At 59.9% G+C, this 20,700-nt stretch carries 16 protein-coding genes and 2 pseudogenes; 5 read left to right on the forward strand and 13 right to left on the reverse strand.

The features are described 5' to 3' along the window. On the forward strand, positions 1–166 hold a 166-nt coding region (locus tag ACP7AG_RS16600; RefSeq protein ID WP_426032216.1), incomplete at its 5' end, for a transposase domain-containing protein. Positions 167–198: 32 nt separating this feature from the next. Then, positions 199–665: pseudogene (locus tag ACP7AG_RS16605) on the forward strand (IS630 family transposase); the annotation flags it as partial. Between the two features lie 9 nt (positions 666–674). Here the strand turns inward: ACP7AG_RS16605 and ACP7AG_RS16610 are convergent. From ACP7AG_RS16610 to ACP7AG_RS16665, 12 genes are all read right to left on the reverse strand, one after another. Next, a complete protein-coding gene (locus ACP7AG_RS16610) occupies positions 675–1,811 on the reverse strand; it encodes an acyltransferase family protein (RefSeq protein WP_426032158.1) in 1,137 nt (378 codons plus the stop codon). Between the two features lie 94 nt (positions 1,812–1,905). Then, positions 1,906–3,045 carry an acyltransferase family protein gene (locus ACP7AG_RS16615; protein WP_426032160.1) on the reverse strand — a complete coding sequence of 380 codons (1,140 nt, stop codon included), beginning with the start codon at positions 3,043–3,045 and terminating at the stop codon, positions 1,906–1,908. Beyond that, positions 3,045–4,442: an O-antigen ligase family protein gene (locus tag ACP7AG_RS16620; protein WP_426032162.1), complete on the reverse strand. Its 1,398-nt coding sequence runs from the start codon at positions 4,440–4,442 to the stop codon at positions 3,045–3,047. The genes ACP7AG_RS16615 and ACP7AG_RS16620 overlap by 1 nt, the downstream gene beginning before the upstream one ends. Next, positions 4,439–5,809: an O-antigen ligase family protein gene (locus ACP7AG_RS16625; protein ID WP_426032164.1), complete on the reverse strand. Its 1,371-nt coding sequence runs from the start codon at positions 5,807–5,809 to the stop codon at positions 4,439–4,441. The genes ACP7AG_RS16620 and ACP7AG_RS16625 overlap by 4 nt, the downstream gene beginning before the upstream one ends. Positions 5,810–5,825: 16 nt before the next feature. After that, a complete protein-coding gene (locus tag ACP7AG_RS16630; RefSeq protein WP_426032166.1) occupies positions 5,826–7,049 on the reverse strand; it encodes a glycosyltransferase family 4 protein in 1,224 nt (407 codons plus the stop codon). A 32-nt stretch (positions 7,050–7,081) separates the two neighbouring features. Further along, complete coding sequence (locus ACP7AG_RS16635) at positions 7,082–8,344, reverse strand: nucleotide sugar dehydrogenase (RefSeq protein ID WP_426032168.1); 1,263 nt, start codon at positions 8,342–8,344, stop codon at positions 7,082–7,084. Between the two features lie 112 nt (positions 8,345–8,456). After that, positions 8,457–10,670 carry a GumC family protein gene (locus ACP7AG_RS16640; RefSeq protein WP_426032170.1) on the reverse strand — a complete coding sequence of 738 codons (2,214 nt, stop codon included), beginning with the start codon at positions 10,668–10,670 and terminating at the stop codon, positions 8,457–8,459. Positions 10,671–10,698: 28 nt separating this feature from the next. After that, positions 10,699–11,970 (reverse strand): outer membrane beta-barrel protein, encoded by a 1,272-nt coding sequence (locus tag ACP7AG_RS16645; RefSeq protein WP_426032172.1) that lies wholly within the window; start codon positions 11,968–11,970, stop codon positions 10,699–10,701. 101 nt (positions 11,971–12,071) lie between these two features. Beyond that, positions 12,072–12,509 (reverse strand): hypothetical protein, encoded by a 438-nt coding sequence (locus ACP7AG_RS16650; RefSeq protein ID WP_426032174.1) that lies wholly within the window; start codon positions 12,507–12,509, stop codon positions 12,072–12,074. After that, positions 12,509–13,090: a polysaccharide biosynthesis/export family protein gene (locus ACP7AG_RS16655; protein ID WP_426032176.1), complete on the reverse strand. Its 582-nt coding sequence runs from the start codon at positions 13,088–13,090 to the stop codon at positions 12,509–12,511. The genes ACP7AG_RS16650 and ACP7AG_RS16655 overlap by 1 nt, the downstream gene beginning before the upstream one ends. Positions 13,091–13,250: 160 nt before the next feature. Next, positions 13,251–13,856, reverse strand: a complete 606-nt coding sequence (locus tag ACP7AG_RS16660) for a hypothetical protein (protein WP_426032178.1) — start codon at positions 13,854–13,856, stop codon at positions 13,251–13,253. Positions 13,857–13,884: 28 nt separating this feature from the next. Continuing rightward, complete coding sequence (locus ACP7AG_RS16665) at positions 13,885–14,640, reverse strand: transglutaminase-like cysteine peptidase (protein WP_426032180.1); 756 nt, start codon at positions 14,638–14,640, stop codon at positions 13,885–13,887. A 243-nt stretch (positions 14,641–14,883) separates the two neighbouring features. Between ACP7AG_RS16665 and ACP7AG_RS16670 the strand changes: the two genes are divergently transcribed. From ACP7AG_RS16670 to ACP7AG_RS16680, 3 genes and pseudogenes are all read left to right on the forward strand, one after another. Continuing rightward, complete coding sequence (locus tag ACP7AG_RS16670) at positions 14,884–15,579, forward strand: metallophosphoesterase family protein (protein ID WP_426032182.1); 696 nt, start codon at positions 14,884–14,886, stop codon at positions 15,577–15,579. An 81-nt stretch (positions 15,580–15,660) separates the two neighbouring features. Continuing rightward, positions 15,661–16,934, forward strand: a pseudogene (locus ACP7AG_RS16675) (UDP-glucose dehydrogenase family protein). Between the two features lie 211 nt (positions 16,935–17,145). Further along, entirely contained in the window at positions 17,146–17,883 is a 738-nt protein-coding gene (locus ACP7AG_RS16680) for an NAD-dependent epimerase/dehydratase family protein (protein ID WP_426032184.1), read from the forward strand. A 541-nt stretch (positions 17,884–18,424) separates the two neighbouring features. On the opposite strand, the gene ACP7AG_RS16685 is transcribed toward ACP7AG_RS16680, so the two are convergent. Then, on the reverse strand, positions 18,425–20,332 hold the full coding sequence (locus ACP7AG_RS16685) for a heparin lyase I family protein (protein WP_426032186.1): 1,908 nt from the start codon (positions 20,330–20,332) through the stop codon (positions 18,425–18,427). Between the last annotated feature and the right edge of the window lie 368 nt (positions 20,333–20,700).

Consider the following 20,700-nt stretch of genomic DNA (forward strand, 5'->3'; position numbering starts at 1 on the left):
GGCGGTGATGTACAGCCTGATCGTCACCGCCAAGCTGAATGACATCGACCCTCAGGCCTGGCTGGCCGACGTCCTGGCCCGTATCGCCGAGCACCCCAGCCAGCAGCTCGACGAGCTGCCGCCTTGGAACTGGCGGCCGCTCGACACGGCCGGACGCGCCGCTTAGATTTCCGCGCGGTCTCCACCGGATGGGTACCCCTGAGCGGCAACAGCCACGACTACAAGCGCCATGGCACGTCCAACCTGTTCGCCGCCTTCGAGGTGGCCACCGCCAAGGTCACCGCCGCCCACACCAAGCGCAGGCGGGGTGTGGAGTTTCTCGACTTCATGGACGAGGTCGTGGCCGCCTATCCCGAGCAGGAGCTCCACGTCATCCTCGATAATCTCAATACCCATAAGAACAACGACGCCTGGCTGGAGGCCCACCTCAAGGTGACCTTCCACTTCACGCCAACCAGCGCCTCATGGCTCAACCAGGTCGAGATCTGGTTCTCCATTCTGCAGAAGAAGTCCCTGTCCAAGGCTTCCTTCAGCTCGGTCAAACAACTCCAAGAGCACATGGCTCACTTCATCCAGCCTACAACGCCAACCCAAAGCCCTTCGTCTGGAGCAAAGCCAAGGTCCGCCAAAGACTGCTCAATGGACAACGGGCCAGCGATCTGTGATTCCGGGTACTAGGCGGCGGTCCGGGGCTCCACCGCGACATGAGCGCCGAACCGCCGCCTCAGCCTCAGCATTGGCTTGCCCACGAAGGTGTAGGACAGATAGCCGGCGGCGAAGGCGACCGCCGTCGCGGTCGCGGCATAGGCGACCCTCGCCCCCAGGGTGCTCCCGTCGTGAACCAGGCCCGGCGCAAAACGCTCCTGCAGGTGGGAGAGCTCCAGGTGCCAGAGATAGGCACCGTAGGACATGCGCCCCAACCACACCATCGGAGCAGCTTCGAGAATTCGCAAGAGCAGGTTACCGGGTCGGGGCTGCAACAACCCCGCCAGTGCGAAGCACATGCCCAGGCCCTGCATCGAATATCGATAGGTGTCCCGGAAGAAGGGGTCGCGGATCAAAACCGACAGGGCAAGCAGCGCAAACCCCACGACCTGCACCGCGATCCAGTTGCGCTCCCAATAGTTCCGCCACCCTTCTCGGTGCGAGAGCAGCGCCAGTAGGCAGCCATAGGCGATGGAGTCGATGCGAGCCTCGGACGCGACATAGGTGTAGCCGCTTGGCAGACCTATCTGGATGGCCGTGCAGCGCCAGGCCAGGGCCAAGACGCACACCCCGATCAAGAAGACGATGAATCGGTTCGAATTTCGCCAGAACAGCGAAAAGACCAGCGGGTACAGGATGTAGTAGTGTTCTTCGACCGCAAGCGACCAAAGATGAGGCCAACGAAGGCCAACTATGTCTCCATGTAAATGCGAGATATGGTAGTAGTTGGTGAAGTAGAAAGCAGCGGCAACAAAGTCGATCATCCGAGGAAGGCCAACATAAAATATTCCTCCTATCCCAGACATGATTAGGAGGCAGAAGAGCTCCGGAGAGAGTCGGAGGAACCGGCGGACATAGAAATCCTTCTTCTTCAGTCGTCCGTATTCGGCGGTTTCTCTCAATAATAGGGTCGTGATGAGGTAGCCGCTGAGGAAGAAGAAAACGGTGACCCCTAATGCGCCGGGCACCTCGCGGTTGAACCCGTAGTGCGAGAGGATCACCAGCAAGACGGCGACGGCGCGCAAGCCATCAAGGCCGGCGATCCGGCCTTCCCGGTCGTGCGTTGCAGTGGCGGGTCGGGCCGCACCCTCGGACGCGGTTACCAAGAGATTCGCCCGCTCCACACCTGATCCCCAACACGCCCGGCTACGCGGCCGCTGCTCGCTCTGGCAACATTTAGGTCGAAGCGATAACTACGCATCAGATGGCCTGTACCCTTACCCCGCGAATCGCATTGCGCAGCGGTTCGGTATTTTTCTCGACGAGCACATTCATGAGGTAGGCGAGCACCAGCGCGAGCGTGACAGCGATAATGACCGTTCGAAAATCCCGCGCCTTGTAGACCGAATGTATGATAACCAGCGCAACATATTGATTGAGATACAGGCTGTAGGATAGCCCGCCCAACTTGGTGTCCAGCTTCTGTGCGCGTTCGCTCAGACGCCACCGTGCCAATAGGGGAATAGACCCGAGGCAGGCCGCGAGAAGGGCGTATTCTAACAAGGGCAGCCGGTGAAACTCGCGGTTTTGCTGGAAGAATTGCGCACGCTGAACGTTATCATAATTCCAATAATCCAACATGCACAGGGCGTAGAAGGCCCCGGCATAAACAATCGCCAATCGCTCGCCCTTCGAGGCGAAGTACAAGGATATGCCAAGCGAGAAATAGACGATCATTCGCATCGTCGAAAGTCCCCAGCCTAGACGCCAGAACAGATAGACCCCAATGAACGCCACGCCAAGTATAGCAAGGACCTTCGCGAAATTTTTGGACCACGGCAGTGTGGCCAGGACCGCCGCGATCACGATGTAAAATACGAACTCGATCCTGACCGCCCACGCGTAGGGAATGAAGCGGTAGGCCGGTTCGCCCATCAGTGCCGATGCGCCTGGCAACGGATACACCAAGTTCGACAAGATACTTTTGGCTGTGAACAGATCTTGCTGCGGGTTATTTGCCAGCGGACCCCACAACGTGAGGATGCCGCTCCGGTGTAGAACGAAATGGGCCGCGATCGAGACTAGGACGGCGCCGAGATAAGGCGGCAATATGCGGAGCGCCCGATTGGCGAAGAACGCCACGGGGCGGTGCAGATAGAATCGCTCAGAAGATTCCGCGATTATGAAGCCGGAAAGCACGAAGAAGGTCAGGACCGCGATGTTGCCGGTGGCGGGAACCGCCAGGGCACGCCCCACGTCGTGCGGCGCCACCACGCCAAAATGCTGGACCATGACCAAGGCCGCCAGCAGCAGCCTGAACGCGCCGAAGGGGCGATAGCCCGGTGGCTCCCCTGCGGGCGGGACAGGCGGGACTGTTGTGGCTGTTGTTCCGCGGGACATCAGATTTCCCGACCGCTTTGAGCCGTCGCCTGGTCGGCCGGCGAGGGCGCTGGCCTCACTTCTGCCGAGCGCCCTTGCGGCCGCGAGTGCGGCCGGCGCGTTTCAGATCTGGCCAGCCTAGGACGCAAGTCAGGATGGCTCAACATGACGAGTGAAATCCAGAACAGGTATCCGCCGTTTCCGACCAAACGAAGAGGGGAAACTTCCGCCACACCCATCACGCAGGACATGATGGCGATGACCATGTAAGCAACTGCGGTGGATCGATCAGGACTTTCCTTTGCGGCACACGCCCTATGTCCATAGTTGAAGCTGACCAACACAGCGAGGAGAAAAAGGCCAAGCCCCACGATGCCCAATGAGAATAGTATGTCTATGTATCCATTGTGGGCATCGACAGCCGAACTAAAAAGCATTCGAGTGAGCTCTGGGCCCAATACCACGGTGTTGCCGGCAACGTAGCTGTAACCAAGCAGCGGAGATCGCTTCCAGATTTCTAAAGCGCCAGCCCATATTTCCGTTCGGCCAGTAAAAGTGGTGTCGCGGCCGAGCATGCTTACCAGATTGACAGCGATCGAGGACAGCGCGCCGCCCGCAAAGCCGACAGCGAGCAGGAAAGGCAACCGAGTTGTCGCTCGGCGCCGCAGGATGGCGTACACCGCACACCCTGCCGCAGCTCCGACGATCGCATTGGCCGACCCCGAAAAGACTAGACAGGCTAGGGCCGCGGCTCGGGCCGCCCACCAGTAAGGCCAGTTGAAGCGGCTGATTCGCACCTGCGTGAAAAATAGGACCGAGGAAACTGCGGCGTAAAAGCCCAAGGCGTTCTTGTGCGCGAAAATCCCTCGCCATTTGCCGTCATGCCCCTTCTCCAGAACGTCCGAAGCGGCATGGCGCCCGAGCTCTGGATCTAGAACCGCAAGCAGAGCGCTCGCAAGCATGATAATGGCCAGGAAATACAGCAGAACTATCAGAAATGTCCGCGGGCTGGTCTTCTGGCTAATCACCCCCAAAGAAAATATCACGCCAAACAACACGAACGCATTTCTACCGGTCGTGATGACGTCTGGCGACCATATGACTGAAAGAAGGGCAAAAAAGCCGAATGGTAGAATATGAACGACTTGCACGGCTGACGCATAAACTCGAGCTTTCAGCAAAGCGACGCCAATACAGATTACGATCAGAACATAGCGGGCCCGGTTAAAGTATTCGGCGAAGGGGTCTGTGGGAACGCCGGTCTTGACGGGGTTATGCAGCAGGTCCTTGCCAATAGCCCCCAGCGCGACTAAGAAGCCGATGAAGACGATAAGCGAGAATAGGGTCGAGGCGCTTACACCCGATCGACGAAGCGTAACGCTCTCCTCGCCGCTGAGGGCCCGGCGCGCCCGGCTCACAACGCTGGCTCGGGAGCGGACGGGCTCTGGATCGCACGCCGGACCTGCGCACTGGCGTGCGCCGCGAGCACGATGCTCATCCAGAATATCGCCCCTCCGTAGCCCACCGCGCGAAAGGGCGATACCTCGCCGATAGCGGCCGTCAGGCTCATGACGATCACGCACATTGACGCCAAACCCGCATCGCGCACTTCACCCACGCCGTGGCGGGCAGCGCTATACGCCTTCCGCCCTCCGACGAGCACCGCAAATACGAAGGCCACGAAGCCGACAAGGCCAACCGCCGCGAACACGTCTAGATAGCCGTTGTGCGTGTCGACCGCCGAGCTGAAGAGCGCGGAACGCAGGTAGTTCATCATCACTTCGACATGCGAGCCGTAACCGAGGCCCAGGAGAAAATGCTGTTTGATCATTGTGGCCGCCGCGCGCCAGATCTCTGTCCGGCCCGTAAGCGTCATGTCACGGCCAAAGAGCCCGAAGACATCCGCGGCGCCCGCGCTCAAGGCTCCCGCCACGACAATGACGAGCGCTCCGAGCATCGACAGGACAAAGGGATGGGAGGTCCATCTATTGCTAAGCAGGAAGTAGATGATGAAACCCACGATCGTTGCGCTGATCGACGTTGCCGAGCCGGCAAAGACTAGGCAGGCGACGGCGCAAAGCCTGGCGGCCCACCAGTAGGCGCGCTGCAGGCCCTCGCCTTTCGCAAAAAGGGTCAACTGAACGGTAGCGATAGCGGCATAGGCGCCAAGTCCGTTCTTGTGTCCGAAGATCCCCCGCCATTGACCAATATGGCCGCGTTCGAGGAGGTCGCCCGCCGAATGTCGGCCGATGTCCGGAACCGCCAGCGCGAGCAGGGTGCTTGAGATCACCACCAGGGCAAGGAAGTGGAGCTGGATCCGAAAGAAGCCGCCGGTGCCGTTGCGGGCGACGATGAGAGCGGTGCTGGCCACGAGGCCCGCCAGCAGAAACGCGTTGCGGCCGGTGACCACGACGCTGGTAGACCAGAAAATCGAGCCCGCGGTTACGGCGATCAGTGGTGCGAGAAACCAGATCGACCTGAGCGTTATGATCACCCGCCGCTCTAGCAGGGCGACGGCGAATATAAGCAGGACGGTCAGATAGCGAAGTCGATTATAGGGCTCGTCATAGGCCGAGAGGAGGATCGCATCCCTCACCGGGTTGTGAAGCAGATCCTTGCCGATCGCCCCGTAGGAGGCGAACAGCAGTGCGCCGAGTGCGGCATAGAGTAGCCGAAGACTGGCTTGATTGCGTTGTTTGCCCGTCGTTACGCGCGCGGCGCCCCCGGCGGCGTCCTTTAGGACGCCTTGCGGTCGAGCTGCAATTCGGTGCTTACCGGTCAGCATGGCGCTTCAGGCGGGCTCATTTTGAAAAGAGCCGTTCATACGCTTCGATGAGCTTGGGGGCCTGATAGTCCCACGACAGTTCCTGCTCGACGCGCGCGCGACCAATGGCCCCCATTCGCGCTCGGCTCGCAGGGTCTTCTAGCAAGCCGACGATCCTGTCTGCCAAATCGATGGGGTCGTTCGCTCGGGCATAAAGCGACGCTTCGCCCGCGGAGAACCGGCCTTCCGTCACGTCGAATTGCACGATGGGCTTCCCCATTGCCATATATTCCACGATCTTGTTCATCGTCGACTTGTCGTTCATCTCGTTGACTCGATCGGGATTGACACAGACGTCCGCGGTCGAGAGCACCTCGAACAACTCCTGATCGGGCGCTCGTCCCAGGAAGTCCACATAGGCGTCGAGCTCCAACTCGCGCGCCATCGCCTTCAAGCTTGCAAGGCTGGGCCCGCCACCAACGATACAGAGTTGGACGTCGTCGCGCTTGAGAACGCGCACGATATGATCCATTGCGTGGAGCAATAGATCGATACCCTCCTGTTCGCCCAGCACGCCAACATACCCCAAAAGGAACGCCCGCCCCTTCCGTAGCGCGGGGACGGGGGGGACCGGCCTGACACGCGAGAGGTCGGGGCCGCTGCGGACAACGAAGATATCCTCGGGTGCCATCTTTCCGCGCTTGATCGCGATCCGACGATAGCTCTCGTTCGTGGCGATGCTGATCGTCGCGCTCATGAAGGTGAGGCGCTCCACCAAAAGCAGCAGCCGCCAGAAAAGCCCACGCTTTCCAAACTTCGCTTCGTACAGTTCGGGATTTATATCGTGGTGGTCAAAGACGAACCGCTTTCCCAAAAGGCGATACGGCGCGGCGACGAGGAAAATGAGGTCGGGGGGGTTGCACCCCTGAATCACATCGAAGCCACGCTCCTTGAGCACCCTCATGGAAAGCTTGAATTCCATGAAAAGCGCATAGACATATTCGTAGAGGTAGCCCCACTTCGAATTACCGTCCGCTGGGAGCGGGTGACGGTAGATGTGCACGCCCTCCAGCTCTTCATACAAGCTCTCATACCCCTTGCCGGTCGGGCAGATGACGCTCACCTCCGCGCCGGCGGCGCGGAGCGTCTTCGACTCCTGCCAGACCCGACGATCGAAGGGGAGCGGAAGATTCTCGACGATGATGAGAATCTTTCGCCCGGCCAGCGGAAGGGCGGCGGCGTCGGCAGGCTTTTTCAGCATTGGCTGTGGTCTCGGGCCCGAAGAGCTTCGCATTATTGCAGTGCGTTGATGTCGATCAGCTTGGCGGAGTCAAGCCGAAGCTGCTTGGCGCGCCCGCCCGTATCGATCACCAAGTCGTACTGAGCGGCCTCGACGTCAGCTTGGCTTACCAACAGGTCGGCCAAACTGGGCAGCTGTGAATAGGCATAGCCGAGGTTTTGGCCAAGCAGTTTCGATGGCTCCAGGGCCGGATCGTAGATTGACAGCTTGAAGCCAGCCTGAAGCAGGCGGCGCGCGAGATCGAGGTTTGGACTTTCACGCAGATCATCGGTGTCGGTTTTGAAGGCCAGGCCCAGCATCAAAACCTTGGCGTCGGACTCCAAGCCCTTGATGCAATGCTGAAACAGGAACTGTTTGTGAGAATCGTTGGACCTGAGCAGCGAGTCTATCAGGTGCGTGTTGCCGCCCACGTCGCCGGAGATGTACTGCAGAGCTCGTACATCCTTAGGAAGGCATGAGCCCCCGAAGGCCCCGCCCGGGCGAGTATAATAAGCCGAAATGTTCAACTTTGTGTCGGACACGAATATCTCGTGAACCTTCTTGGCGCTGATGCCCAACTGGACGCAAACTCGTCCAATCTCGTTGGCAAACGCGACTTTGACAGCGTGGAAGGTGTTGTCGACGAATTTCGTAAATTCAGCCTCGCGATAACCCGTGTAAAAGACTGGCGCGATGATGTTGGCGTTGAGCAATTCCATATTCTTGGACTTACCGCCGTCATGAGTCCCGACCACGATCTTCGGGGGCGCGAAGTAGTCCTTGATCGCGACCGACTCCCGAAGGAACTCGGGATTATAGATAAGCTCAATCAGCCCGATTTCCTCTCCGAGGACCGATCGGAAGATCGGCAATATCAGGCCATCGACCGAGCCTGGCCGGATAGTCGAGCGATACACAACGGTCAACGGCTCGGCGCGGCCCTTATCCACCGATAGGGCGATCTGCCTGGAGACCTCCGCGATGTAGCTCATGTTATGGGAGCCGTCTGGCGCGCTTGGCGTGCCCACGCAGACGATGGCCATGTCGCAGGTGGCAAGTTGATCTCCAACATGCTGTAAGGCCTCGAAACGGCCTTCGGTGACGGCGGTCTTGAGGAGATCTTCCAGCCCCGGCTCCGTAATGGGCGACCGACCGGCGTTCAACTGCATCACCTTATCTTTATTCACCTCGACCCCGATCACCGAGTGCCCCTCGCTGGTTAGGCACCCAGCAGCAGTCAAGCCAACGTAACCAAGCCCGTAGATGGCGATTTTCATGTTCCGTGTCCTATTCTCAGTTCGCTCACGCGATCAGTGCGTGCGCCACGCGGCAGTAGGCTCACGCGCGAAGTTCGCACGAAGCACAAGGTGGCGCTTCCTCCGCTCGTTTCTATTCTAGGTAATATTGGCTGTAGGCTTTGTAGTAATAGCCCGCATCGCCGTAGCCGTCGCGAGCCTGCTTCAGGACGTCGACCTGAGTGAGTGAAGCGCCCACCAAATAGGCGCCGGACGCATTGATCTCTCGAAGCGCTTCTTGGATGGCGCGCTTCGGTGTTTTGCGCCAGCGGGCCAGCAGGACAACAGCGTCCGCCCGAGGCGCAAGCACCCGGCTGTCAGCCACTGGGAGCACCGGGGGACCATCCAGGACGACGAAATCGAACGCCTGGCGGAGATTTTCGAGAACCGTCGCCATCTCGGGCGAAGTGAACACGTCCCGGCTGGTCTGCGCCTCGCGGTTGAGCGGCAGGACATAGGCGCCGCTCTTTTCGTCAAGTACGATGGCGTCGTTGAGTGACGCCCCTTTCAGGAGTACCTCCAGGAGGCCGACGGTCGGCTTGAGATCAAGCGCCCGGGTCACTCCGCGGCGCCTTAGGTCGCAGTCCACGATGATCGTGCGAACTCCGGCCATGGCCGCAGTCCGACCAATGCCAATCGAGGTGCTGGTCTTGCCTTCGCCCGGCAATGCGGAGGTAAAGAGAACGACCTTGGCGGCTCCAGCGCTGGAGCCGGCGGCGATCGCGGCTCTCAGGTTTCGGAAGGCTTCCGCGAAAGCCGAAAGCGGCTTGGCGACGACGTAGTCAATCGGCGACAGCTTGCTGCGTTGTCCGGCCAAAGTGGAGGCCAAAAGCGGAACTGACCCGAGATGCGGCGTATTGAGCGCTTCTTCGATTTCTTCCGACGTCGAGACGCCAGTTTCGAGGGCCCCAGCAGCGAACACGGAACCTACACCGGCCACCAACGCCGCAGCGATGCTTAGGGCAAGGCTCTTTGGAACATTCGGCGCACTCGGGCGGGTTGGAACCCGCGCGGGCGAGATGACCCGCGCGTCACTCTGTTCTACGCCCTGCTGCGCGCTCGTCTGCTTGAACCGGTCAAGATATGACTGGTAGAGCGTTCGCACCGATTCCGCGTTGCGTTCGAGTTCGTTCAACTGGACTGATGCGGCGTTGTTGGCGGCGAGGGTGCCGCGGGTGCGGCCCAGGCTCGATTCCACCGAACCCGTGCGCTGGCGGGCGACGTCAGCCTGGGCGGAGAGGTTGGAGATTACCCGTTTGATCTCCGACTGGATTTGGACATCGATGTCTGCGGCCTCGCGTTGGGCTTTAAGCAGGTCGGGATAACGCGGGCCGTAGCGGCTGCTCAGATCTGCCACGCGGCGGCTGACTTCGGCCTTCTGGGCTCGCAACTGCTGAATAACCGGCGAATTTAAGGCTTCACCGATATCGTCGCCGGCGCTTCCGCTCGCGAGTTGGCGGCGCGCCGTGGAAAGACGGGCATCCTGCTCGGCCTGCGAGGCGCGAACCTCGGCCAACTGCGTGCTAAGCGCCGATATATTCTGTTCGGTGAGGGTGGTGCCATCTGCGCTTAGCAGGCCATTGGCGGCCTTATACCGCTGCACGGCCGCCTCTGCCGCCTCCACCTGGGAGCGTAGGCCCGACAGGCGGGAGTTGAGCCACTGGTTCGCGGTTTGGGTAGCGTCGAGCTTGACGCGGAGCTGCTGCGCCAAATAGGCGTCGGCATAAGCGTTGGCGATGGCTGCGGCCTTGACGGGATCACTCGCTTCGAAATTGACCCGTATGACGAAGGTGCCGCCCGACCGCTCGACGGTCAGACGGGAAATCACTTCATCGACCATGCGCTCACGCGCCCTGACTTTGTCAGCAGACTCAACCGGCCGCTGGGTCTTGGCGGCCATTCCGAGCTTCTCGAGCAGAGCCTGCTGGCTCGAAGGCGTGGCGAGCGCGGTATTGAATTCGGGATCGAGATCTAGGCGCTTTTCGGTGATGACCGTATCGGCCAATTGCCGCGACTTGAGGACCTCAACCTCGGTGTCAACCGCGCTCGTATCGACCGCGACGCCGGGTCCGACCTGTTTCACATCGAGCATATTTTGCTTGCGACTATCGAGTAGGATCTCGGCCGTCGCCGTGTAGGAAGGCACCCGGTGCAGCAGGAAGCCGGCGAGCAGCACAAAGACAACCGCAGCCACGCCAGCCATAAGCCAGAAATGGCGGCGGAATGTGGCGATATGACGTTGGAGGTCCAGAACCTCCTCGTCGCGTGACAAAGAGACACCTGAAGGCACGGCCTGGCGGATTTCCATACGGACCCCGAAAAAAGAAAGCGCTTATCTAAAACTGATAGTACAGCGATATTACACCGCGATTATCATCAAAGGGTTGACGACGCTGCACGCCAGAAGATTCGACCTTTAAATGTTCTATTCGGGCGCGCACAGCCACTGAACGGGTCAAAAGATAGGTCGCGCCGGCCCCAAGGCGAGTCTCTTTGTCTAGGCGGTCAATACCCTGATAGTCATCGTCCCCATAATTGACCTCAGCGTTGAGGATCAGGTTGCGCAGCAACTCGTGGTCCACGCGGACGCCGGTCGTGGTTTGCAAATAGCCGCCGGCGCCCGTAATGGCGGCGTCTTCCACGCCTCGCGACGTGGTGGCGGACAGGGTCGTCAACGGTGTGATGTAATAATCGACATGACCTTGAATGGATAGTCCGCTCACGTCGCCAAAGGCTGTGTCTTCGTAGCTTTGCTGAATATGGCCGACGCGAGCCTCGCCCCGGAACAAGCGATATTCGAAATTGGCGCCCACGGTGAGCTCGTAGCCGCTGGAATCCCGGGCGGTGAAGCCGGGCTGCGGATTGCGGAAGTTTCGCTTGTCGGCGGACAGTTCCACGAACACCGAGGTCGATGGACGCACAGCATATTCCGCCCTTGTCGTGAAGAGAAACTGCGTGTTGCTGCGGTCCTTCTGGTAGATATCGCCGCCTGATAGAGCCTGCACGTTCTTGTACTTGAGATCCTGCAGGCCGACCTTTCCGCTCAAACGCAGCCGATTAAACGTCTTGACGCCGCCAACATTAGCCTTAGCGACATTGAACGCGACCGGCTTCGCCGCGTTCGCCGGGGAGCCCGCCGAGGACCTCGGTTCGATCAGCTTCTCATATGAAGCGCCGCCTGCGGCGACCGCGTCGCGCTGGATATCCAGACGCCCTTTGACGCCGATCAGCCATTCGGTGGAGTCTTCCGAACCGTGATCGGCGTGGATGCGCCGATGGCCATTGGCGAAGATGCCCAGATAGTGGTTGGACCAGTTGGACTGGAGCAAAGCACCGGGCTGGATGTGATAGATAGTGTCGCTGGTAGCGGCGTTAGCCGCCGCGAATAGATTGTCCGTGTACTCGATTCGACCGGTGATGGCCGGCAGGAGTTGGAAGGCGCCAACCCGAAGGCCTTCCGTCGCGTACTGTGGACGCGGTCGCTCAAGGACGCCGACGTTGCGATCGCGCGCGAACCCGCCAAAACGCGCCAGGTTCGCCGGGTTGATGTCGGCGCTCTGCTCAAGAGCGGCTTGGGCGTGCGCGACGCCAGACGTGATGAGCAACAAGCCGCCCGCCAACAGTCCGACCCTTATTCCAACCGCTTTGTTCAAAATAACCCCCACTCAGCCTTGATCCTATTTATCGCTAACAAAAAACGCCGGTCCCTTTAAGGGCGACGATAGTCCGATCCCCCGCCGCTCGAGCGGGAAGCGCCGCCGTCGCCCGGAAATCCGGAAAGCACGCCACCAAACGCCGTGGGGCGCAGGGCGGCGACGCTCGCCTTCTTGATACGAGCCCGTACGACGACGATCGCGGCGCGCTCGTCCGCGTTCGTCGCGGGTACGGAGTCGAGCGCGGCGAGCACTGTAACCGGCAGGGAGCCGCTGGCGATGATTGCCGATTCCAGCTGGTCCTGGTAAGCCTTGGCCAGCACATCGCCAGCCAAGCCTTGGCTGGCCACTCTTTTAAGCGCGGAGACGAGTCGGGCGGTGAGCGACTCGATCTGTGCCTGAGCGGTCGGCGCGCTGGCGGCGCTGCCGACACCGGGGACCGACACGGCCAGGACGACCGCAGCGAACGCGGCTTGAAAATTGTGCTTTGCCATCAGAAATACCGTTCCTTCACGCGGATTGTGTCGCCGGGCAGCACCATGGTGCCGGCATCAAGGGAAATTTGACGTTCGATGTCGTCGTTCGCGCGCTTGATGAACACCTTCCGGGTGTCGGCCCGGTAGGTGAAACCATTCGCCGTTGCGACGGCCTTCATCACGGTCAAGCCGTTTGTGTAAGGGTATTCGCCAGGCTTGGTGACCTCGCCGAGGATATAAAACGGCCTGTAGTTGAGGACTTCGACGCTGACGCGCGGGTCCTTGATGTAGCCGTCACGCAGCGCCGCAGCCACGCGGGCCTGGAACTCACTTGTCGAGATGCCAAGTGCGGTAAGCTGGCCGACTAGCGGGAAAGCAATCATGCCCGATCCAGACACTTCGAACTCCCCGCTAAGCGATGGTTCACCAAAGACGATCACGCGGATTTTGTCACCGGCGCCCAGGATATAGTCCACATTGCGAGCGCTATCGATCATGGCCGAAGCTGGGGCCGGGGTGATCGACTGCGCGCGCGCCACGCTCATGAGCGGGGCGAAAGCGAGGGCAATCAATAGCCAAAACGAACCTAGCCACTTCATCGGAAGCTCCTAATCTAAGGCCGAAACTGAACCAGCCATTCCTGACCTTGGGCGCAACCTCGTAGACGCGAGACGCCCACATACACGGTACAACGGCCTAAACCAAACTTAAGTAGCGCAAAACGCTACGTTATGACGACATGATCAAGGCCACGGCGCCTCAAAACGAGACATCGCCATCCCGCAATGACTCTACAAGCAATTCAGCGGCCATTCGGCCAGCGCCGTCTGAAGTCATCGAGGGCAGCTCCTCTAGCCGGGTTCGGAGCATTGTTTTCGACCAGAGGATCTTGAACTCTGTCACCGCTCGCGCCCGGATTGCGGGATCAACCTCTTGCCAATGATCGAACACAAATAGGAGACGGCTCCGCGCGATCGTATAGTCGATCGGCGCGGAACGGTAAGAATGATAGAGCGCGAGGCTAGCCTTGGGGTCCAGCCGTTCGGAATTTTCAGCGGTATGAACCTCGGCCAAGCGAAGCCAGGCGCCAGAGCTCTCGGGCGCCTCGCGAAGCTCGCGCTCACTGAGGCGGCGGATCTCTTCCAACAGGCGGCGGTCGCCCGCCATTCCTGTCCGAGCCAAGTTTTCCGCCCGCGCCGCGTGAACGACGCTCAAGGGCACGATATCGGCCAATCTGCGCGAGGCCTCGGATAGGGGGAAATAGGCCGCGAACGCGACCGCCACCGTGGTGACCATAACGCCCAGGCTCAAAAGCCCCGCACCTAATTCTAAGGGGCTTCTTGCGAAGCCTTCGCCTTGTTTCATCGTGAAACCCCCGCGCCCGAAGACTAAGTCAGGTCAGCACTGAAAACCATGCGAGCGGCTGCCCAGATCCCTGCCTAATGATCCAAGTATACCCCGTCTGGGACCATTTCACGACCCATGGCGACAGGTTGTCGAGCACGTAGTCGCCGGTGGTCGTCGATACGACCAACACCGCATGCACCTCGCCAGACGGCGTCCGCACCACGGCAATGGACAACGCGGCAGGATCCACGCCGTTGTCGATCAGCGTCTTGCGCTTCTCCAAGGCGTAGTGTTTGCAATTGCCCGAATGACCGAGGCCTTCGGTGAGCGGCAACGCCCAGAAGTCTTCCTGACCGAAGGCGTCCATGTCCGAGGTCGCGCTGATGCGGCTGTTTACGGCGCGGCTAACGCGTTGAAGCTCGGTGAGCAGCCGCCGGTTGAACGGTAGCCGAGCCTGTTCGGGCGGCGGCAGGGAGTCCGTACCCGTGAGCGTGTCAACGACGCCGAGGGCAGCCTTCCAGTCATAGGCCTCGCGTCCGATCTCCGGCGCCTTCTGGTAAAAGCCCGCAGCGGTTGGGCGCAGCGTGCCTGATTGGGGCGCCAGGGCGAGGTCAGTCGAGGCGCCGCGCAGGCCGCACTCGGACGGCAATCTCCGACACAGCGCCAGATAGCCAGGCGGCGGAGGCGCTTGGCGACCCAGGCGCATGAACGCCGGCTCGGCCGCCCCCGCGTGAGTCGCGGCACCAGCGCAGAGCGACGACAGGAGAACGAGCGTACCCAGTGCTCGTGCGATCTTAGCCATGCTATAGTGTCTGAGCATCGTCTTTCCCCGGTAGGCGATAGGCCCGCTGTTTGATGACGATCCTGCATGGGTGCGGTGAAATTTCGGGAAATGAAGCTGGTGAATAAGAGGTGGACAGAACCGTGCCAGCCAACGACCCAATCCCATTGAGTGGGCAATAAGATCCGTGGAGGCTATTGCTTGGGGCTTTTAACTTTTCTTAGATCGACAGGAGGGCGGAAACGCGGCAGCCACGCGCCCCGGTTGATCTACGCCGTCGGCGACGTGCACGGGCGGTTGGACTTGCTATCTCGCATGGTGGAAATGATCCGCGAGGACGTCAACATCAGCGTCCCTCGATCGCTGCCCATGTTGGTGTTCCTGGGCGATCTGATCGACCGGGGGCCTGACTCTGCTGGATGCCTGGGCATCGTCTTGAGCCTGAAGGCCGAAGGCTGGTGCGAAGTTGTCTGCATCCGGGGTAACCACGAACATAGCATGCTGCAGTTCGTTGACGAGGGGGTCGGCGGGGCCGCGTGGTGCGCGCATGGCGGCGGCGCGACCCTCGCCTCCTACGGCGTAGATCTTCCTGCCGAGCCCTCGGACTCGGCGTGGAAAAATATCCGATGGAGGCTGTCGAGCCAGGTGCCGGGCACGCACTGGGATCTTCTGCGCTCGATGCCTCTTTGGGCGACGTGCGAGGATTATTTGTTCGTGCATGCCGGCGTAAGGCCCGGCACGCCCCTGAAAGACCAGGACCCGGTTGACCTTCTTTGGATCAGGCAACCGTTCTTGAAGGCCCGATGGCCGGCCGACCGCGTCGTGGTCCACGGCCACACCGTGCTTGCCGCGCCAGAGCTGAAGCCCTGGCGCATCGGCGTTGACACCGGAGCCTATTTGACGGGCGTGTTGACCGCAGTGCGCCTCCATGGCTATGAGCGCAGCCTGCTGCAGACCTGAATAGCCCCGGTCGACATCCAGACCGCTTGTCATCGTTCTCGCCAATCATGGCGCTCCTCGCTGCTGGAGCTGGGGTCAAAAATGCGCGTTGTTACGATCGGCACAGGCTATGTCGGCCTGGTGTCGGGCCTGCTTCGCCGATTTCGGCCATACCGTGACCTGCGTCGATGAGAACCCGGCCAAGATCGAACAGATCGGCCAAGGGATCATGCCGATTTTCGAGCCCGGCCTCGACGAACTGGTGACGCGAAACCTGCGGGAGCAACGGCTGTTCTTTGCGAGCGATGGCACCAACGCCATCCGAGAGGCCGACGCCGTATTCATTTCGGTGGGCACGCCCGGCCCGGCGCGGCGACGGTCATGCCGACCTCTTCTATGTCTATGCGGCCGCCGATCAGATCGCCAAGCTGATCGGCGGCTTTACGGTTGTCGTCACCAAATCGACGGTCCCAGTCGGCGCAGGCGATGAGGTGGAGGCGATCATTCGGCGTGTCCGGCCAGACGCGCAGTTCGCCGTTGTCTCCAACCGCGAGTTCCTGCGCGAAGGTGCCGCTATAGGCGATTTGAAACACCCCGACCGCGTCGCTGTCGGGGTGGATGATGAGCGCGCGCGGGCGGTGATGAGCGACGTCTATCGACCGCTCAGCCTGAACGAGACGCCGATCGTCTTCACGTCTCGCCGAACGAGCGAGCTGACCAAATACGCCGCTAACGCTTTCCTCGCGATGAAAATAACCTTCATCAACGAGATAGCCGATCTTTGTAAAAAGGTGGGCGCGGACGTCCAGCAGGTGGCTAAGGGCATTGGTCTCGACAAGCGGATCGGGTCTGAGTTTTTAAACGCGGGGCCGGGCTATGGCGGATCCTGCTTTCCGAAGGACACCCTGGCCCTGGTACAAACGGCCAAGGATTACGGCTCGCCGGTTCAGTTGATCGAAACGACGGTAGAGGTGAACGACACCCGTAAGCGAGCCATGGCGTCAAAAGTGGCGGATATGCTTGGGACGTCTGACTTGTCGGGTAAGCGCATCGGCGTTCTAGGGCTGACGTTCAAACCCAACACCGACGACACGCGCGACGCCCCGAGTCTGGACATCGTTCAGGCCCTGCAGATCATGGGCGCCGAGGTGCAGGCTTTCGATCCCGAAGGCGAACGGGAGGCGAGGCATCTGCTGCCAGACGTTGTGTTCAAGCGGGACCCGTACGAGGCGTCCGTCGACGCCGACGTTTTGTTGATCATCACGGAATGGAATCAGTTTCGGGCGCTAGACCTTGATCGGATCAAGTTGCTGATGCGCCAGCCGTACATCGTCGATCTCCGAAATATTTATCGAAAGAGCGAAATGGAGCGGTAGGGCTTTCGATATTCCAGCATAGGGCGGGGCGAGGCATTCGCCAGATGACGGTTCTTGTCACAGGCGCCGCGGGTTCTATCGGCGCAGCAGTGTCCCATAGCCTTCTGGACCAGGGGGGGCTGTCGTCGGCGTCGATAACTTCAATGACTACTACGATCCCGGGCTCAAGGTCGCGCGCGCGGAAAAACTTGAAGCACGGACCGGCTTCCACATGATGCGCGTCGACATTTCCGACGCCGAGGCTGTTGCATCCTTGGTGGGGGCGGTTCGTCCTGCCCAGATCGTGCACCTCGCCGCCCAAGCCGGCGTCCGTGACTCCCTCGAGAACCCCGTCGCTTACCAGAAGTCGAACTTGGCGGGTCACCTCGCCGTCCTTGAGGCCTCTCGCCGTGTCGGTGTGAAATCGCTTGTCTACGCTTCATCCAACTCCGTTTATGGTAAACGACCTCTTCGGGGCAGGAGTTTCAGTGAAACGGATGCGACCGATGCGCCGGAGTCGCTTTACGCAGCGATTAAGCGTGCTGGAGAGCTGATGAGCACGAGCTACTGCAAACTTTTTGGACTAAGGCAATCAGGTCTGCGCTTCTTCACCGTCTACGGCCCCTTTGGTCGCCCGGACATGGCCTACTTTAACTTTACGCAGAAGATTTTGGCCGGCGAGCCTATCGAGATATTTGGAAACGGCGCGATTGAGCGCGACTCCACCTATATCGACGACATCGTGGATGGTGTGATGGCGGTTCTCGCGCACCCGCCCGCCCCCGGCGCTAATGAGATTTATAATATAGGCCGTGGTAAGCCAGAGGCGCTGCTGCGCATGGTGGAAATCATTGAGGCCCGGCTCGGGCTGAAGGCGCAGCTCGTCATGCGGCAGATGCAGCCAGGGGATGTCACCAGCACGTTTGCTGTCACCACGAAGCTGAAATTATTGACCGGATATGCCCCTTAGATCGAGTTTTCAGCCGGGCTATCCTGCTTTATCGACTGGTAATTGGAGCGCCGTCACTCCCGCTGAGCTTTAGCGGCGGCCTGCCCGCAGCGGGGAGCGAAACGGCGCCTGACGCGTTGTCTTTCAATTGTTGGGTCAAGCAAACGCTTGTTGCTAAATCGAGTGTCCGCCCGTCGGTTTGGAGAACGATTGCTTGTGGTCTGGACGTGTTAGTTCTCTCGACAAGCACGTGGCGGCTGACGGTATCGTTCTTTCAGCTCTCCTCGCGATTGGGCACCGCAAAGCTAGGGGCCAATATCTGACCCGAACCAATCGCTCTACACGCCCGCGCCGACGCCTCGACTCAACCCCGAAACCGAGCCACACTAATAAAATGGCAACAGACCCTTACTTTTGGCCCATAGTCTTTGTGGCGTTCATCGCAGGCATGGTTGTGGGCCCTGCCATCGCTGGTGTGCTCCGTCGTGCCACAAGACGACTGCGGAAAAGCCGCAGGTCGTCTTGGAACACCTATTATGAGAATTGACGGATTTAGGACAGGTTAGAGGAAAAAATCGGTGGCCGGGAGCGCCGAGCCGGGATTGATGGTGAACGAGAAGTCCGCCATGCCGTCTCCGTTGGTGTCGCCTTCAACATGCCAGATATTGCCTGTTTCACGCACCATGTGCAGTTCACCGGCGATGCCCGTGAAGGCGTGAGTCCCCAGGTACGTGAACGCTTGGTCACCGGCCACCTTGGTATTAGCGTCGATTGCGCGTAGATCGATCTTGTCGCCTTGGGCCGTCGAAAAGTCCTTGATCACGTCATTGTAGTCAATGTCAGCCAGCGTGTCGAAGATGAACACGTCCGATCCCGCGCCGCCGTTCATCAGGTCTGCTCCGGCTCCGCCGTGTATTTTGTCATTGCCCGCTCCCCCTGAAAGCGTGTCGGCACCCGCGCCGCCCCAGAGAATGTCGTCGCCACCGTTGCCCCGCAGGATGTCGTTGCCGCCCATGCCCCACAAAGTGTTCGCGGCTTCGGTGCCGGTGATGGAGTTTGCCAGTTCGTTGCCCGTGCCGTTGATCGCCGAGGCGCCGAGCAACACCAGGTTTTCGACATTGGCCCCCAGCGTCCACGTGATGCTCGCGTTGACGAGATCGGTTCCTTGGGCGGAGTATTCGATTACCTTATCGGCGACATTGTCAACGTTGTAGATATCGTCGCCGCGGCCGCCATAGGCGATATCCGCCCCGACGCCGCCGGACAGGGTGTCGTTGCCATCCCCGCCCCACAGGGTGTCGATACCACCACCGCCACGCAGAAGATCGTCCCCACCGCCGCCCCAAAGCACATTCGCGGCGTCATTCCCGGAGATGATGTTGGCAAGCTCGTTGCCAGTGCCGTCCACGGCGCCCGAGCCGCCGAGGTTCAGGTTCTCGATGTTCGCCGACAGGGTCCAACTGATCGACGCGTTGACCGTATCGATCCCTTCACCGGCAAATTCCACCGTCACGTCGCGACTGTTGTCGATGTTGTAGACATCGTCGCCCAGGCCACCGTAGGCCGTGTCAGCACCGACGCCGCCGTTGAGAACATCGTTGCCGCCAAGTCCGTAGAGCACGTCGTTGCCGTTGCCGCCTGTCAGGGTGTTGGCGGCGCCGTTCCCGCGCAAGATGTTGGCAAGGTCGTTGCCGGTTCCGTTGATCGCGTCGGAGCCCAAGAGGGTCAGGTCGGCGTGCCCAACAGCGAGGGTCGTCGTGACCAGGGATGTGGTGAGGTCGACGGCGGTCGGCCCCGCCGGCGTGATCACAGCCGAGGTGGGCGGGACGCTGGCGCCGGCGACTTCGACGATTGAAAGGTTCTTGAAGTCCGCGGCCATCGTCTCTGGCGAGGATTCGCGATAGATCCCTTCTTTCCAGTACGGCGCGACGGCGTCCACATATCCCGTGGCTCCGGAGTACTGGACGATGATAACGCCGTCCCGCACAACATTAATTACGCCGTTGCCCGACGGATCGAAACGAATTTCGATCTTTATGTTGTACCAATGGTCGCGCTGGATGTCCGCGCTGTCCGTCCACAAGACCTGCATCGGTGGCTGAACCGTCGTGGTCGCTTCTGTCGTGGTTCGCGAGACAATGCGCATTCGCTCGCCGACCATTTCAATCGCGAAGGGGGGGCTGGTTCCCAGATCCCCTGCGTCCTCGGTCTGGTGGATTTGGCCGATCAGCAGCCAATCGGCCGTGTTGCGCTGACCATTCTCAACCTTGAAGGTATAGCTGATCTCAAAGGTCTTTCCGTAATCCAGGTGCTTGTAGCTGGATATTTCCGAGCGCTCTTTGTTGGAAGTGTCATATTTCCATTGATCGCCTGCGCGCACTTCAAAGCGCATGGAGTCGTCGATGTTTGAGTACGCGTATGACGAACCACCATTGTGGAGTTCGAAAGTCTTTGCACTGAAATAAGTCATTTACACACCCCTGCTTCGAGGTATGTAAACGATAATTGAAATTTCATCTGCGTTAAATGATATATCTAATTTGTTGTTAACTCTTTAATTGAATTGAATAACGGCGGTATATCGGTTCGCCTATAGCGCGTAAAAACCAAATTGACCGATATAGTGTGCGTCATTGCGTCGCGCGACTAGGCGGTTCATTGACATGGTGGGAACCAATACAGATTTCCGTATAGTTCGGCGCGCAAAGTTTCTGTCTTTCAAGGTAAAATTGGTTTACGCATTAACGAATGCGCAGCAACGATTTGGTCACCTGCGAATTGATCAGACCTGTGGTCCGACATCGCTCAAGCGCGCTCCCATCCATGTCGTCGTCTCCA

Origin of the sequence: Caulobacter sp. DWP3-1-3b2, from assembly GCF_049896325.1 — a bacterium.
Classification (GTDB): Bacteria; Pseudomonadota; Alphaproteobacteria; order Caulobacterales; family Caulobacteraceae; genus Caulobacter.